Source organism: Mangrovibacterium sp. (assembly GCF_041596335.1).
In the GTDB taxonomy this organism is placed as follows: Bacteria; Bacteroidota; Bacteroidia; order Bacteroidales; family Prolixibacteraceae; genus Mangrovibacterium.
Genome location: NZ_JBFHIT010000004.1, coordinates 39,751 through 57,502 on the forward strand (window position 1 = coordinate 39,751; position 17,752 = coordinate 57,502).

Genomic DNA, 17,752 nt, shown 5'->3' on the forward strand with positions numbered 1-17,752 from the left:
AACAATATGGAATTACCTGAAGGTGTTGTGTTGCTGGATAGTTTAGGTGATTTGCAACCGGGCAATATCAGCCCGATTTTGGTTTGTGGATCACACTGTGGAGGCAACAGCGCTCTTGCCCGACAAGTAAAGAATTGCCATGTTAAAGCGGTTTTTCTTAACAATGCAGGGATTGGAAAAAACCAGGCAGGAATTAGAGGTCTCATACATTACGAGGCTGAGAATATTCTGGCCTGTGCTGTTGATCGCAATAGTGCCGAAATTGGTATTGCCAGCGATACCTGGCAAAGTGGAATTATTAGTCACATCAACTCCAAAGCGGAAGCAGCGGGAATCCAAATCGGTAATTCAGTAAAAGAGGCCGTTGCCAAAATAGGCGATAGTATCAATCAACCTTTATCGCCAAAGTCAAGCGCGAATTTTGATGCTGGCAATAACGATGAAGAAAAGGCGAGCAAGGCAGACTTAAAGAAACAAGCTCAAGTACAAATTGATGGAGTGCCCATCACCGTCACCGATAGTATCACTTTTTTAAATGAGAACAATGCCGGCGATATCGTTGTCTGTGGATCTCATGGTGGTATGAGTGCCGGACATTATGCACAAAAACACCGTGTTAAGGCCGTGTTTTTCAACGATGCCGGAATCGGTAAAAATAATGCCGGTGTAAAAAGTCTCGAATATTTAAACGATGCCGGAATTCTGGCCTGCACGGTAGACTGTATGAGTGCAGAAATTTTTAACGGGCAAGACGTACTGGTGAACGGAACGATCTCTCTTTGCAATCAATTGGCAAAGTCCCGAAACATCGAAGAAAAAATGATGGTTAAAGAAGCCATCAAATTTATTTAACCTCGAAACCCTAGAGCGTTTAGTACCTGTTATCGCTCCCAAGTGATAAACGTGGTGATGATGTTTGACGATTTTTTGGCTAACCTTAAAACCAAACGCGACAGATCTCCATTTAAATTTGGGAGTACTTTTTAGTCGTCAAATTGAATTTAAGAGACTCTTTTGTTTCGTTGTATTCTATGATTTAAAGTACTCGTTTTAATTCGCTCGTTTTAATTCGCTCGTTTTAATTTGTGGACCATAAGTCTGTAAAAAGACAACTGAAATGAAGTCCGCCAGGCTAATTCGTTTCCCAAATCGATAGCTATTGTTACAAAATAATTAACCGGATCAGTCCTGTTTCAGACCCGCCAGTATGGTCTCTTTTTACTTCACCACCCGATTGTAGCGATCGAATTTTAAGAAAACAATCTTCCATTGTCCATTTCAAACTGAGTAAAATCAGCTGGTTATTCGCAATATATTAGGACTATTGTTGCACATTAGCACAATATTGAAAAAGTGAAACAATCATGCTATTAATGAAACAATAATATAATAATAACATGCTTACTCGTGGTAGCTTTGAGGTAAACAGATTTGAGGGATAAGTTTGGTTATCCGCAAAGCTTGAATCGAATGAGATTAAACCTATCAAACTATGAACAGAAAATTTTTTGAAATAACTTCTGTAATTATCGGGCAACTGTTATGCTTTGGTGCTAGTGCCTCCGGAAAACAATTAGCAAACCAGCCAGACAATACTTCGAAAAAGCCCAACATTATTTTCATTTTAACCGACGATCAGCGCTGGAGTGCTTTAGGTTATGCCGGAAACAAATATGCCACAACTCCGGAGATGGATAATCTGGCCGAAAACGGAACCTACTTTAGAAATGCTATTGCAACAACGCCCATTTGTTCTGCAAGTCGGGCCAGTATCATTTCAGGGGTGCAGGAGCGTGCCCACAAATACACGTTCCAAACAGGAGATATTCGTAGCGAGTTTATGGCGACATCTTATCCGGCGCTTTTAAAGCAAGCCGGATATTATACCGGTTTTTTTGGAAAATTCGGTGTAAAGTATGCTGAAAAAGAAAAACTATTCGACGTTATTGAAGATTACGACCGGGCAAATCAATATAAAGACTATAGAGGTTACTATTATAAAACGTTAAATGGTGACACCGTTCACCTGACTCGTTACACCGGACAAAAAGCGCTCGATTTTATTGACAATGTTTCCGGCGATGAGCCTTTTTCTCTGTCGTTGTGCTTTAGTGCACCGCATGCACATGACGGAGCTCCGAAGCAATATTTCTGGGATGAAGAAGAGGATAAACTGTATCAGAACATGAACATGCCTGATCCGGAGTTAGCCGACGATAAATATTTTAATGCTCTGCCCCAGATTGTAAGGGATGGATTTAATCGTACCCGCTGGTATTGGAGATACGATACACCAGAGAAATATCAGCACAGTGTAAAGGGCTATTATCGAATGCTTTATGGGGTTGATTTGGAGATTACTAAAATACGCAAGAAGCTTGAAGAGAAGGGGCTTGCCGATAATACCGTAATTATTTTAATGGGCGACAATGGCTTTTTTCTTGGCGAACGTCAGGTTTCGGGGAAATGGCTGATGTATGATAACTCAGTCAGGGTTCCGCTAATTATTTATGATCCCCGCGTTCAAAAGCATCAGGACATTGACGAGATGGCTCTAAACACCGATGTGCCAGCCACTATTGCTGATTTGGCAGGAGTTGAAGCCCCAAAATCATGGCATGGTAAAAGTTTAATGCCTATTGTTAAAGGAACCGAAAAATCAATCGGGCGTGATACTGTTTTGGTTGAGCATCTCTGGGAATTTGAAAGTATTCCTCCAAGTGAAGGGGTGCGGACTTCCGAATGGAAGTACTTGCGATACGTGAATGATAAGTCGATAGAAGAACTATACAATCTAAAGAAGGATCCGAAAGAGATCGATAATCTCGCTAATAATCCAAAGTACAGCGACAAACTGCTGGAGTTTCGTGCTAAAAACAATGAATTGGCGAAAAAATATGCCGATCCGTATTCCGGAATTCCGATCGGATTAAATGTTGAATTTATCCGGGAACCTTCAAAAACCCTGATCGAAGACAGCAAACCGGAGTTTAGCTGGATTGTACCTGAGCAAGCAGAGATTCAAAAAGCTTACCAGATTTTGGTTTCTTCAACGAACGAACTGATTGAAAAAAATATTGGTGATGTGTGGAATAGCGGTCAGGTGCGCAGCAATAAATCTACCGATGTGGAATTGGGCAGCGCGCCATTGAAACCAAACACGACCTATTTTTGGAAAGTTAGAATTTTTGATGAAGGCAACAGAGTATCAGAATATTCTGCTGTACAGAAATTTAAAACAGGCACATTGAAAGAGGAGAAAACCTCGTCAAACTTTTTTCAGATAGAACGAATTGAACCGGTTAATTCAACCCAAAATAACGATGGCAGTTATTTTTTCGATTTCGGAAAACATGCCTTTGGCACATTGGAACTGCATTATAAACCAAAAGCCAGGCAAACACTAACCGTAAGGTTGGGAGAGAAATTGCTGGATGGAAAAATTGATCGGAATCCGGGAGGGACGATTCGTTATCAGGAGGTAAACCTTGTAGTTACACCCGATAAAGAGACTTACCTGCTCGAACTTGTTCCGGACGAGCGAAATACAAATGAGCTCGCGGTGGCTATGCCCGATTCATTTCCGGTAATTATGCCATTTCGTTATGCTGAAATAGAAGGACTTGAGGAAAATTTTGAGTCAAAGCAGGCTCTTCAGCTGGCTTATTTTGGGTATTTCGATTATACCACAAGCTCGTTTAACAGTTCAAACCCAATTTTAAACCAAGTTTGGGATATCTGTAAATATACCATGAAAGGCACCTCGTTTACCGGATACTACGTTGATGGTGATCGCGAACGAATTCCTTATGAAGCGGATGCCTATTTGAATCAATTGAGCCATTATAGTGTGGACAATGAATATGCAATCGCCAGAAAAACGATTGAGTATTTTTTTGAAAGCAAACCAACCTGGCCGACAGAGTGGCAAATGCACGTCGCTATGATGATGTATCAGGATTACATGTACACCGGTAATACTGAGCTGATTGCAAAATATTACGAGCGTTTGAAGGTGAAAACACTGATGGATCTTGAAGTTGAAGAAGGTTTTATTAGCACAGAATCGCCAAATCACAATGCCGACTTTTTATTAGAGCTTGGTTTCCCGGATACAACGAGGCGTTTAAGAGACATTGTCGACTGGCCACCTCCATCGAAAAATTTTGGTGGTAAAGGTCCAATTCCCGGAGAGCAAGATGGCTACGTGTTTAAACGCATCAATACTGTGGTCAATGGTTTTTATTACCACAATATGAAAATCATGGCTCAATTTGCGACTGTTTTAAATAAAGCGAACGAAGCCTTGGACTTCGAATTCAGAGCTGCGCAAGTTAAAAAATCGATAAACGAACGCATGTTCGATGAAGAGAAGGGGTATTACGTTGATGGTGTTGGTACCGATCATGCCTCGTTACATGCCAATATGATTTTACTTGCTTTTGACGTCGTGCCGGAAGCCAGAAAAGAGAGTGTCGTCAAATATGTGAAATCACGAGGTATGGCCTGCAGTGTTTACGGTTCCCAATATTTGATGGAGGCATTATATAATGCTGGCGAAGCTGATTATGCCCTCGATTTAATGACAGCAACGCACGATCGCAGCTGGTACAACATGATAAAGATTGGTGCAACCATGACACTGGAAGCATGGGATATGAAATACAAATCGAATGGCGACTGGAACCATGCCTGGGGGGCAGTACCAGCGAATATTATTCCCCGGGGGATGTGGGGCATAAAGCCAAATAAACCCGGATTTGATATTGTCGAGATTAGACCGCAAATGGGATCGTTGAAATCGAACTCCATTGTTGTGCCTACAATCAAAGGGCAAATTAGAGCCGAATTCAGGAAGATAAATAATAGATCGGCCTCATACACAATCGAGTTGCCTGCAAATATGGGAGGTAAGTTTCACCTGAACCTGTCATCGGAAGACGTAGTGACCTTAAATGGAGAAACGGTTAATACCGCCATGGGATTTATTATGTTGAAACCGGGAGCTAATAGGATCGGACTTACAGTGAATACCTTTTGACCGGATTTTAAACAGTACGATACGACTAATTGAAAAGCAATATAGGGAACTGATGAGTACGACTTGAATTTATGTAGGTGTCACAATTGCTTTTTTCTGACAACGTAATGAACTTAAAAACGCTAATAACTATGACTTAAAAATGCTTAATAACAAAGGAAAATTTGGAAATGAAAAAGGACAGGCTATAGTTGCAATATATCCTGCCCAAAGTTTTAACCGCAAATCTTATTTACTTTTTTAGTGCAAATCAAAACCAAATCAAATTTATGGAAAAAAATATTGGTTGGGTTCCTTTAGTCAGGAACTTAAGAAAATTACTGCTAATGATAACGTTGAGTTTGCTTGTTTTGTTTGTGTCTGCAACAAAATTAAGCGCTAACGACGGAAGCAAGCAGAATCTGCAGGAGAATAATCTCGATAATAGTTCGCTGCAGAAAGAAAAAAAATTGACCGGTGTAGTTAAAGACGGACAAGGTGAGCCCATCCCAGGAGCAACAGTCGTTGTTCAGGGAACTACCATCGGCGCGATTACTGATTTCGATGGAATCTTTACGATTAATGTTCCGGATGGTGCCAAAATTCTGTCTATCTCTTTTGTCGGTTTTACAACTCAGGAAATCGTCATCGGCCAAACAACAAAATTCAATATCGTTTTAGAAGAGACTTCTATTGGTGTTGATGAGGTTGTAGTGGTTGGTTATGGTGTTCAAAAGAAGGAGAGTGTTGTCGGAGCAATTACCCAGGCAACAGGCGAAGACTTGCAAAAAGCAGGTGGTGTAACCAATGTGGGCGAAGCTCTGCAAGGACGCCTTCCCGGTGTCACAACCCTGCAAGGTAGTGGTATTCCTGGCGAGAACGATATGAAAATCTATATTCGTGGTCAAAGTTCATGGAACGGTTCAGGTCAACCACTGATCCTTGTTGACGGGGTTGAAAGGACCATGAGTGATATTGACATGAACGAGATCGACCAGATTTCAGTTTTGAAAGATGCATCGGCTACAGCCGTTTTCGGTGTGAAAGGAGCAAACGGTGTAATCCTGATTACAACCAAGCGTGGAAAAACCGGTAAAGCACAACTTTCCTTGTCGGCTAACACGACTATTAAGATGGTGTCAAAGCTGCCACAGAAACTTGATTCATATGACGCGATAATGGAAGCTAACAGAGCCATTATGAACGAAGTGATGTATTCTAATGAATCATGGGCTGATTATACTCCAATGAGCATAATTGAAAAATATCGCAACCCTTTAACGGAAGAAGAAAGCTACATGTATCCGAATGTGGATTGGGAGGACGAAATCATTAAAGACTTTGCTCAGGATTTCCGAATCAATTTATCGGTACGTGGAGGATCTGATTTTGCAAAGTACTTCGGAAGTTTATCATACCAGTCGGTAAGTGATATTTTCGATGGATCAAATTACGATAGCGGAAAAGGGTATTTAGGTGAATATAAATACGACCGATTTAACTACCGAAGTAATATCGACTTTAATATTACAAAGACTACAAAAGTGTCGGTGAACCTTTCAGGTTACTTGGGAATCCAGGAGAAACCCAGTAATTTGAATACAGTGGTAAACGGAATTTATGAGATTGCTCCGAACCTGTATACCCCCGTATATCCTGATGGTTACTATGGACAATACAAAAATGACGCCTTTGGGATAACAAATCCGATTGTTAGTTTAACCAACACGGGCTACGATACCTACAATAAGTTTCAGATAAACAGTGATTTCATGCTGGAGCAAGAACTTGATTTTATCACCAAGGGCTTATCTTTTAAAGGGAAGTTTTCGTTCGATAACAGCATGACCAGTAAACAATCGTTATCTGATAGTGGATCTGATGGACTTGAGAATGTGATTTATCGGGTGTATGACGGTGAAACCGAGACTATTCTGTCTCCAAGTGGAGTGAATGACTTCGACTTTGTTGTGCAGCCATGGAGTTTAGGAACGCCGGAAGTTCAGGACGGCACGCGGGAGCGCCGCGTGAATTATGAGCTTTCTCTGAATTATGCCAATGTTTTTGCCAAGGTGCATAATGTTTCCGCATTATTTCTGATGAAACGCGAAGAGTATGCAAAAGGGAATATGTTCCCTCGTTTTCGCGAAGACTGGGTAGGGCGCTTAACCTATAACTACGATTCAAAATATTTCCTCGATGTGAATGGGGCGTATAACGGTTCTGAAAAATTTGGACCCGGTTACCGATTCGATCTTTTCCCCTCGGCCGCTTTGGGTTGGATGATTTCAAATGAATCATTTATGGGTGGTTTAACCTGGCTCGACAAATTAAAACTAAGAGGTTCATACGGTTTAGTTGGTGACGATAACTTCGACGGAAGATGGAAATATCTGACTCAATGGGGTAGTGGAGGAAATGCCTACCTGGTTCCCAGTAACTATACCGCAAGTTCTCCTTATCTGATGTATCAAGAATTGAGTGTTGGAAACCCCGATCTTCAGTGGGAAACAGCGGTTAAGTCAAACATCGGAGCCGAAGTATCAATATGGGAAAACGCGATAACGGTTGATTTTGACTATTTCACGGAGAATCGCGACAATATTCTTATTTCCGGAGATCAGCGCAGTGTCCCTGATTTGTATGGAACAGCTCCACCGGATTATAACAGTGGAGAGGTAGAAGTAAAAGGTTATGAGTTGGTGTTAGGCGTAAATCATAAATTCCATAATGGGATTGATGTTTGGGCTAAATACAGCTTAACCAACGCCAAAGATGAAGTTATTTACCGAGAGGATCCGGCATTGCGTCCGTTTTACCAAAAAGCTGAAGGATACCCAATTGGGCAGATACGAACTGCAATACCAACAGAAATAATGACTAGTTGGGACGATGTATACATGTCCACACCAAAAGTGTCGGGTCAGCAATATACTCGTTTAGGCTACTACGATGTTGTTGACTTTGACGGCGATGGATCATACAATAGCGCATACGATAACGCACCTTTTGGTTATACTGAACGTCCGCAAAAAACCTGGAACCTAACTGCGGGTGCTGGTTATAAAGGGTTCAATGTAATGGTACAACTCTACGGAGCGCAAAACTCTACCAGAAACTTTGGAAGTAGAACTTTTACAAATCAAACGGATTTAATTTTCGAACAGGATTTGGGCTACTGGTCAAAAGAAAATCCTGACGGAGTCAAGACAATTGATGACTGGCGGGTTACAGAAGGAGCAACCGATCCTAGAGCCAACTATTATGACGCATCGGTTTTAAGACTTAAAACTGTTGAGCTTTCGTACGATATACCGAAAAACTTTTGTGAAAAATTAGGCGTTAGCTCACTGAAAGTATACGTAAATGGTAACAACCTGGCACTATGGACTGACTTGCCTGATGATCGTGAATATAACGGTACTACGACAGCCGACTCTGATTTCAGGGGAGATTATCCGACGATGAAAAGATTTAATCTAGGTTTAAACTTAAATTTCTAAAAACTAAGACCAGATGAAAAGATATATCATAAATTCATTATTTATACTGGCGCTTTTGTTCTCATTTTCATGTGAGGATTACTTAGACAAAGCTCCGGAATCAACATTGGCCGAGGAGGATGTCTTTAAAGACTTCGATCATGCCCAAGGTTTTGTTGAAGAAATCTATATGCTTGTGGTTGACTACGGTACAGCCGGGCATACGTTCCAGGAATACATATTTGGCGATGACGCCTATTCTGAAGCGACCTTTAAGGCAAGCAGCAATATTGATCGGGGAAACCTGGCATTTTGGTCGAGCCACAAATATTGTTATCTCAATGGTAACGGAACAGATGATATCAGTAATTCTCAGGCCCGTAACAGACCTGGTCTTTGGGATGCCAGCCTACAGGGGATTCGTAAAGCAAACATAGCGATCCAGAATATTGATCTGATGGTCAATGCAACACAGGACGAAAGAGACGTTATTCTTGGACAAGCCTATTTCTTCAGGGCTTTTTTCCATAACGAGATCATGAAATTCTGGGGACGTTTCCCATACATCAAAGAAGTGATTACCGATGATTACGAACTTCCTCGTCCTGCAACCTACAAAGAATGTGCATTGGAAGCCAATGAGGATTATAAGAAAGCAATCGAGTTGTTGCCTGTTGATTGGGATACAATGCCATACGGGCAAAAAACGTTAGGCGAAAATAAAGGTCGGGTTACGAAAGGTGCTGCTTACGCTTTTCAAGGTAAAAACCTTCTTTTTGCAGCCAGCCCTTTAATGCATTCTAATAATGAATCCAGTATTGATACTTATGTGTACGATACCGAGTTGAGCAATATGGCCGTTGATGCATTTGCAAAAGTGCTTGACCTGGTTGACGAGGGGGTGTATGCCTTAGTGCCATTTGATCAGTATGAAGAGGTATTTTGGAAAAGCCCAAGTCGCAGAGTTTGGCCAGGCAGTACCGAGCTTATTTTTACCGCACCCGGAGGACATGAAATGTCGGCCAGACGATTTATGACCGCAGGGATGGACTCTTATATCACTGCAATTTCAGGATCTGCAATGCAGAGCCCTACGCATAACTTTATCTATAATAATTTTGGAATGGCCAATGGCTTGTCAATCGAAGATGATATGAGTGGCGCCTACGGAACCCCAACCTATGATCCGAATGAACCATTCGAAAACCGCGATCCGCGTTTTTATAAATGGATTGTTGCCGACGGTGATGTGTTGGCAACCAAAGCAACTGCTCCCGACGAGCATAAATTTGCTCAACTTTATACAGGCGGTGAGCACCGTGTAAGGAACAATACTTCCAAAACAGGCTATTTTCAGAAGAAATTTTATCCTACACTGCACAGTAGATGGAATAACATTATCAGTCAATACATCGGAATGCGTCTGCACATGAGACTTACGGATGTATACTTGATGTATGCCGAAGCACTACACGCGGCAAAAGGAGCAACTACAGCCCCTACTTCATACAACCTGACAGCAGAGGGCGCGATTAATGCATTGCGCGACAGAGCTGGTATTCCTCGCGTTAATTCTGCAATTGTAGCCAATGCCAATAAATTTATGGATGAATTGAGACGTGAACGTAGTGTTGAATTATCGTATGAAGCCCACCGCTGGGTAGATATTCGTCGCTGGGGAGTAGCCCACTTGGATAAATATAAAATTAAAACAGCGCTGGATTTTCCACAGGATCATTCCTATTTCCGTGAATATGTGCTGACGACCAGGGTATGCGATTATCCGAAACACTTTTGGTTGCCATTTGAAGCAAATCAAACCCAGTTCTACGAAGGGTTCCCTCAAAACCCAGGCTGGTAAATTCCGATCGATTTGTTTTAATTAATTTAAAGAAGAAAAAATGAAGAAAAATAGATTATATAAGTTACTCTTTTTGGGGGTCCTGGCTATATTTTGTTTTGCTAATTATGCGGGAGCTCAAACAAAAGGAACAAATGTAACAGCAACGATAGTTGACGAACAAGGAGTTCCGCTTAGCGGGGTGGATATTTTCGCCCCCAAAGGAGTTCAGGCAACAACCAATGCTGATGGAAATTTTGAAATCACGGTTGAAGGGAATAAGGCAATCGTTGTGGAGAAAAAAGGCTACGATTCTCAATACCTTTCAATCGCTGATCTAGCCGGAAATATTACCTTAAAGAAGTCGATATTTCTTGCTTCTGAAAGGGATAAAGTAAAGATGGGAATCAACACCCAGTACAGACGCGATATGGTTGGCGCGGTTTCATCGATTACTCCCAATGACAACATGACCTACGACCACACGCAGCGGGTTAAAGACTATATTGATGGTTTATTGCTCGGCGTTAAAGGTTCTAATAACATCAGAGGATTAGGTACTGCTCTCTTTGTAATCGACGGTGTAATTGGGCGTAATCCCGATATCCTGAATACCGAAGAGATCGACCAAATAACCGTTCTTAAGGATGCAAGCGCAGTTGCACTTTACGGTAATCAGGCAAAGAACGGTGTTATTGTAATTAACACGAAACGAGGAGCTGTAAACAACAGACAGGCGAACGTAAGTATTCGTTACGGAATGAATGAGCCAATCTCGTTACCGAAATATCTGGGATCGACCCAATACATGCAGCTCTACAACGAAGCCAGAAACAATGATGGTTTGGATAACTATTATGATTCGGCATTGATCGAAGAATTCGCAACCAGTACAAATAAATACCGTTACCCGAATACCGATTTTTATTCCAGTGAATATCTGCGTTCGTTTACTAATTCAGCCGACATTATTACGGAGTTTTCAGGAGGGGATGAAAAAACCCAGTATTACGTGAATATGGGCTGGAACTACGATCAGTCGCTGGTTAAAACCAATCCGGATGCGAATGCCGGTACAAACCGCTTCAATGTTAGAGGTAATATCGATTTTAAAGTAAACGACTTTATCCGAAGCAGTATTGATGCGGTAGCAATCGTCAGTTCGAGCAAAAGCTCCTTGTCGAATTTATTAGACGAAGGGACCACCTTTAAACCCAATTTGTATGCTCCTTTGTTTCCTGTTTCAATGATTGACACAACCGGAAACCCCGAATTGGCTGCACAAGTGGCAGCAGCAGGGCAATATGGTGGCATGTTACTTGGCGGATCTCAACAGTTTAAAGAAGACGCTCCGGTTGCCGATGTTATTGCCGGTGGTTATCGAAATTCAATTTTCCGCTCAACACAGTTCAACAATTCAATCGATTTCGACCTGGATATGATCACGAAAGGTTTGTCGGCAAAAACTTATTTGAGTTTTGATTTCTACGATGCGTATAACCTCACTCTGAACAATAAATATTCAGTTTACGAACCAACATGGGATGGAGACCGGATTGTTGGACTGACACCTTATGGCGATGTTGATGAAAAGGATTTAACAGAAAATGTGAGTACCAATAGTTTAGTATCACGTTTTGGGTTTTATGGATTGTTGAATTATCAAACAACGATTAAAGAGAACCACTCGCTTAATACAACACTGTTGGGGTATGTAAATTCACAGAGTGAAGAGGGTGTTATTCAGGCTGATCGGAATGCACATGTGGGACTTCAGGTAGCCTACGATTACAAGAAGAAATTGTTCGCTGAAATTAATGCAGCTTACATCAACTCAATCAAATTGCCTGAAGGTAACCGAGGTGGGCTATCACCAACTTTAGGTGTTGCTTATATTCTTAGTCAGGAACAATTTATTAAGGATATCGATTTCATCGACTTTTTGAAAGTGAAAGCAACAGGTGGAATTATTAAGTCTGATTTAGGAATTAGTGGTTACTATTTATACAACGAAGACTACAGCAATGGTTCTACGGTTACCTGGGCTGACGGACAAAGCTCAAACCGTGCAAAAAACCTCAGACAAGGTGCGAACCGCAATTTGGGATTTGAAGAACGCATTGACTTGAACCTAGGTTTTGAAAGTTATTTGTTTAAATCACTCTGGGTTGAATTTAACTACTTTAAAACAGACATGGATAAGCAGTTGACTTCATTGACGAACGTGTACCCTTCTTATTATACCGACTTTAGACCATTAAACAACTACGATAAGGATTCGTACAGTGGTTTTGAACTTGGGATTGATTACAAGAAAACGAGTAACGATTTTACTGTAAATATTGGCGCGAATATTTTGTACGCTAAAGCCGAAGTGGCCAAGCGCGACGAAATTAACGCCTACGATTACCAGAATACAGTTGGAAAACCTACAAGTGCCATCTTTGGTTTGGTCGACGATGGTTTCTATTCTGAAAATGACTTTACTGTTGACGGGGAAGGAAACTTAACCTTGCAGGAAGACATGGCTGTTCCCTCATATGGTACCGTGCAACCAGGCGACATAAAATACCTGGATCAAAATGGTGATAATGTGATTGACAATACAGACAAAAAACACATTGGACAAACCAGCAGCCCTTGGTCGTATGGCGTAAACTTTAAGCTTAAGTACAAAGGATTTAGTTTGTTTGTTCTTGGTTCCGGTCAGTTTGGAAGCGAAGGAAATCTGTCGGACGACTATTATTGGGTTGATGGTAACGATAAATACTCTGAAACAGTATTGGGACGTTGGACTCCCGAGACTGCCAGTACAGCTACCTTCCCAAGATTGTCGTCGCAAACAAATCAAAACAACTTCCAGCGGTCAACATTTTGGATGTACGACAATAGTTATTTCTCAGTAAGACGTGCTCAGTTAACCTATGAATTCAGCAAGAATGTTTGCAAGAAAATTGGGATGAACAAACTAAGTGTAAGTCTTGCCGGATCTAATCTCTTGCAACTAGCTAAGAACAGCGATATTCGTCAGTTGAATATTGGTGGAAATCCTCAATTTCGATCTTATACGCTTGGTTTAAGAACGTCATTTTAATTCAATCACAAAAATTAAGATTAAATGAGAAAGTTTATAAAATATACAACGATTGTGCTGGCTTTTGCTGGTATGGTTGCTTGCAACATGCTCGAACCGGTTGATGAAAACCGTTTAACCATTGACTATATTGGATCTGACCCTGAAACAGCAGAAGGAATATTGTTGCAGGGATACACCTCGCTGAACGATCAATTTATATTTTCGGAAGCCGGAACCGATGATGCGGTAAATAATCAACAGAGCAATGGATACAAGCGAATGGCTAACGGTGAGTTGACGGCGCAATATAATCCTGCTTCGAATTGGACTAAGTATGAAAAAGTGTTTTACCTGAATCAGTTTATTGATATTGTTGAAGAAGGTGAAGTACTATGGAACCGGGACGCGGAGATCAATGAGCTATTCAACGAGCGTTTAAAAGGAGAGGCGCTTGCACTAAGGGGATTGTATCATTTTTATGTATTGCAGGCTCATGCAGGTAAATCAGCTTCAGGTGAATTGTTGGGAATCCAATACTTTACCGAGTTTATTGGTTCTGATGGTGACTTCAATCTTCCACGTTTGTCATTCGAGGCAACCGTAGAAGCAATTATGGCCGATTTTGATGAAGCGCTTGATTTATTGCCAACTGACTACTCGGATAGCGAAGCCGATGTTGATGCTAAATATTCAAATGTCGATTTCGAAAAATATAAAGTAGTCAACGGATCACAGTATGACCTCCGTATTTCAGGTCGGATTGTAAAAGCGCTAAAGGCTCGCTTGGCTTTATTTGCCGCTAGTCCGTCGTTTTTAAACGGTGCAGGATATTACGAAATCGCAGCAAACCTGTCGAGTGAAGTATTAAGTACTATTGGTGGAACCTCCGGTTTGGTTGCAGGTGGTGTTGAGTTTTATACATCAGACAATGGCAAAGACAGCGGCGAAATGCTATGGCGAGGTTCAATTGGTAGTAATAGTTCAACCTATGAAGCAAGAATGTTCCCTCCTTCTGTAAATGGTAAAGGCGAGATTAATCCAACACACAACCTGGTGATGGCTTTCCCGATGAAAAGTGGTTTGCCGGCAACTGAAGAAAATGGTTTTGATCCGCAAAATCCTTACGCGAACAGGGATCCTCGTTTAGCGAAATACATTGTTCTTAATGGCTCTTCTTTCGGAGGAGGCACAATCAATACCGGTTTTGGCGGTGGAATTGACCGATTGGATTCAATCTCAGAACAATCAACCACGACTGGTTATTATCTTAAAAAATTGCTTCGTCCTGACGTACGGATCAATAATGATGGATCAACTGTTGGTAAACCGCACTACGATGTCTATTTCAGATATACCGAACTGTTTCTGATCCTTGCTGAGGCAGCCAACGAAATTGGAGGTCCCAATTATAGTGTGAATGGAATATCAGCAATGGATGTTATATCAGCAATTCGTAAGCGAGCAGGAATTACGCAACCAGATGCTTATTTGGCTACTGTTAGTACCAAAGAGGCTATGCGCGAATTGATCAGAAATGAGCGTCGTTTGGAACTTTGTTTCGAGGGACACCGCTTCTGGGATCTTAGAAGATGGGGCTTATCACTAACTGAAACAGCTAAAGGTTATTTCCATGACGGAACTGCTTATGTTGAAATTCCAGCTGTTGAAACACGAAATTATCCATCTTATGCTACCTATATGCCAATTCCGTATCAGGAAGTTCTGAAATATTCAGAATTAGTTCAGAATAGCGGTTGGTAGGATTAATGAATAATTTAATTGAACAAGATAAAACGTTAAATATGAAAGCAAAATTATTAATACTATTCGCTGTCGCTCTAAGTTTCGTGGCTTGTGAAAACCAGGATATAGATTATGACGATTATGGTAGTACTTCAGTTTATTTTCCATATCAAACGCCTGCGAGATCGTTGATTTTGGGTGAATATGATTTGGGATTTAATGACAACGACAACAATCACCGATTTGAAATCGGTGTCACCATGACGGGTGTTTACAGCAATGACAAAGACCGGAAAGTATATTATAAGCTGGCTCCTGAATTACTGGATGGAGTTGCCAATGTACAAGCTTTGCCTTCCAGCTATTATACCATCGAGGCCGAAAGCCCGGTAACTATTCCAGCTGGCTCTATTAAAGGACGCATTCCGGTACAACTTAACGATGCGTTCTTCGATGATCCGCTTTCGTTTGCCGGTGTAAACCAGATTAATTATGTAATCCCTCTTTTGATAACCGAAATCGAAGGATTAGACTCTCTTTTAACAGGTGTACCACTGGTTAGCAATCCGAACAGGTTTGTAGCTGACGATTGGGAAGTTTTGCCTAAAGATTACACGCTTTTCGGAATTAAGTTCATGAATAAATACCAAGGCATGTATTTGCGCCGCGGAGTTGACGAAATGACAAATTCTGCCGGCGAAAAAGAGAGCAGCGTATATCATGCGGAATATGTTGAAAGAGACGAGCTGGTAACCATCACCACAACAGGGAAAAACAATGTTGAATTGTCAAATCTTGTTCGCAGGGGCTCACTATCGAGTCCTGGAAATGTGAACATTGAGTTGGCATTTAGTGAGGATGGTAATTGTACCATCAGTAGCTTCGGCGAAGATGCTTACAATGTTTCCGGTTCAGGAAAATTTGTTGTTGACGGTGATGAATGGGGCGGCGAGAAGCAAGATGTGATCTATTTGGATTACAGCTATACTGATGCTGCAAACAATGAAACCCACACCGTAAAAGATACTTTGGTTATTAGAGATAGAAATGTTGTATTCGAAGAATTCACAGTTGAACTCTCTGAATAATAGTTTAATGGATAAGTTGTTTTAGGTATGAGAGGCTGTCCAGACATGTTTATTGGGCAGCCTTTTTTTTTCGATGAATCTCTCGTTCAATCTAATCTATTCCGACATGAAAAACCTAATCCTGTTGAGCCTGTTAATTTGCTCCACATTAACTCTGTCTGCTCAATTGCCACATGCTCTTCGCGATGAAAATGGCCGCCAGGCCATCTATCGTGGGTTTGTTGTGGTAACGAATGATGGTAACTTCGCCAACGACGATTATGCCCGTATGGTTCGGTTGGGTGCCAATTCGCAGGTTATTCGGTTAGAACTTGGAAAACTAAGCAGCTTACCGGGAGCAAAACTCAGCCCCGAATATTTGTTAAAACTCGATTCGCTTGTTCAATTTGGAAAAAATGCAGGCTTAAAAACAGTCTTTAAAATGACGGTTTATGGTGTGAGTCAGTTTTCATGGGAAGAATTTTGGGTAAATGAAAACAATGAACATCAACTTTATATCGATGCCTGGAAAGTAATTTGGGAAAGATATAAAGATGAATCGTCGGTTCTTGGTTACGACATTGTAAACAAACCGCGAAAGCTAACGATGGATATTTCGTACACTGATTTAACCAATCAATACCTCATCCCTTTATATCAGCGTTTAATCGATGAATGCCAAAAAATAAATCCCTCCAAATACTGCCTGATCCAATCTGTTTTTATGAATAAAGGAGAAGCGATAAACGGTAACCAATATGCCGAATTCACCGCTTCTATAAAACGAAAAAATATTCTTTTTGCACCTCATATTTATCAGGAAAAGAAGGACTTGGTGAAGAATACCATGCTTCGGTTCGAAAAAGAATCCAAGATGCTTCATGCTCCGGTTTTTATTGGTGAATGGGGATTTCCAACCTTCGCTACAACCGATTCAACCATGAACGGAAAGTTAGGGCAATTGAATTATATGGATTTCTATATCCGAACAGCCGAGTTGTTCGACAGCTTGGGCGTGAATTCAATAAAGGCTTGGTTTTCAGGAAATCCGACAATGCAAAACTTTCTGCCCGGAGGGCGTTCCACCTGGGCTATTTTTAGCGATAAAAATGCCGTTGGAACGGTTGAACGAAAATATATTACCGATATCATCGCCCGTCCATATCCTCAATGCATTGCAGGCGATATTCAATCATTCAAATACGAATTCGCGACCCGTAGCTTCGATCTGTATCTAAGATCGGATAATAGCAAAGGCGCTTCAAAAATATTTGTTGGTGCAGACCGACATTACCCCGATGGATTTACGATTGTCGTAAACGATTCCTTCATTTTATGTCACAATCCCCTGAAAAATACCGGACTGGAGGTCCGCAAATCCGATAGAAACAGCAAGCCTGAAGATTTTGTTTGGGACAGCAGCCGGCAGCAATTGGTTGTACTGAAATGGCCGCTAGATCAAGCAGACTTGCATTTAAGAATCGTCCCGGGAACAAGTAATTGGAATGAATAATCACACACAAA

The 17,752-nt window shown here is 41.2% G+C and carries 8 protein-coding genes; all 8 read left to right on the forward strand.

The window, feature by feature from the left end:
• The first annotated feature begins 6 nt into the window (after positions 1-6).
• Positions 7-852, forward strand: coding sequence for a hypothetical protein (locus tag ABZD21_RS02715; protein ID WP_372772723.1), 846 nt, complete (start codon positions 7-9; stop codon positions 850-852).
• Positions 853-1,492: 640 nt separating this feature from the next.
• Positions 1,493-5,041, forward strand: coding sequence for a family 78 glycoside hydrolase catalytic domain (locus ABZD21_RS02720; RefSeq protein ID WP_372772724.1), 3,549 nt, complete (start codon positions 1,493-1,495; stop codon positions 5,039-5,041).
• Positions 5,042-5,367: 326 nt separating this feature from the next.
• Positions 5,368-8,523: a SusC/RagA family TonB-linked outer membrane protein gene (locus ABZD21_RS02725; RefSeq protein WP_372772725.1), complete on the forward strand. Its 3,156-nt coding sequence runs from the start codon at positions 5,368-5,370 to the stop codon at positions 8,521-8,523.
• 13 nt (positions 8,524-8,536) lie between these two features.
• Positions 8,537-10,363: a RagB/SusD family nutrient uptake outer membrane protein gene (locus tag ABZD21_RS02730; RefSeq protein WP_372772727.1), complete on the forward strand. Its 1,827-nt coding sequence runs from the start codon at positions 8,537-8,539 to the stop codon at positions 10,361-10,363.
• 40 nt (positions 10,364-10,403) lie between these two features.
• The gene (locus ABZD21_RS02735; RefSeq protein ID WP_372772728.1) at positions 10,404-13,436 is read left to right on the forward strand and encodes a SusC/RagA family TonB-linked outer membrane protein; all 3,033 of its coding nucleotides are present in this window, start codon (positions 10,404-10,406) and stop codon (positions 13,434-13,436) included.
• Between the two features lie 24 nt (positions 13,437-13,460).
• Positions 13,461-15,179, forward strand: coding sequence for a RagB/SusD family nutrient uptake outer membrane protein (locus ABZD21_RS02740; protein WP_372772729.1), 1,719 nt, complete (start codon positions 13,461-13,463; stop codon positions 15,177-15,179).
• Between the two features lie 41 nt (positions 15,180-15,220).
• Positions 15,221-16,249, forward strand: coding sequence for a DUF5627 domain-containing protein (locus ABZD21_RS02745; protein WP_372772730.1), 1,029 nt, complete (start codon positions 15,221-15,223; stop codon positions 16,247-16,249).
• A 106-nt stretch (positions 16,250-16,355) separates the two neighbouring features.
• A complete protein-coding gene (locus tag ABZD21_RS02750; RefSeq protein ID WP_372772732.1) occupies positions 16,356-17,741 on the forward strand; it encodes a cellulase family glycosylhydrolase in 1,386 nt (461 codons plus the stop codon).
• Positions 17,742-17,752 lie beyond the last annotated feature (11 nt).

Coding starts and splice junctions, on each gene's coding strand:
- ABZD21_RS02715 (WP_372772723.1), top strand. CDS start 7: ATGGAATTACCTGAAGGTGTTGTGTTGCTGGATAGTTTAGGTGATTTG.
- ABZD21_RS02720 (WP_372772724.1), top strand. CDS start 1,493: ATGAACAGAAAATTTTTTGAAATAACTTCTGTAATTATCGGGCAACTG.
- ABZD21_RS02725 (WP_372772725.1), top strand. CDS start 5,368: ATGATAACGTTGAGTTTGCTTGTTTTGTTTGTGTCTGCAACAAAATTA.
- ABZD21_RS02730 (WP_372772727.1), top strand. CDS start 8,537: ATGAAAAGATATATCATAAATTCATTATTTATACTGGCGCTTTTGTTC.
- ABZD21_RS02735 (WP_372772728.1), top strand. CDS start 10,404: ATGAAGAAAAATAGATTATATAAGTTACTCTTTTTGGGGGTCCTGGCT.
- ABZD21_RS02740 (WP_372772729.1), top strand. CDS start 13,461: ATGAGAAAGTTTATAAAATATACAACGATTGTGCTGGCTTTTGCTGGT.
- ABZD21_RS02745 (WP_372772730.1), top strand. CDS start 15,221: ATGAAAGCAAAATTATTAATACTATTCGCTGTCGCTCTAAGTTTCGTG.
- ABZD21_RS02750 (WP_372772732.1), top strand. CDS start 16,356: ATGAAAAACCTAATCCTGTTGAGCCTGTTAATTTGCTCCACATTAACT.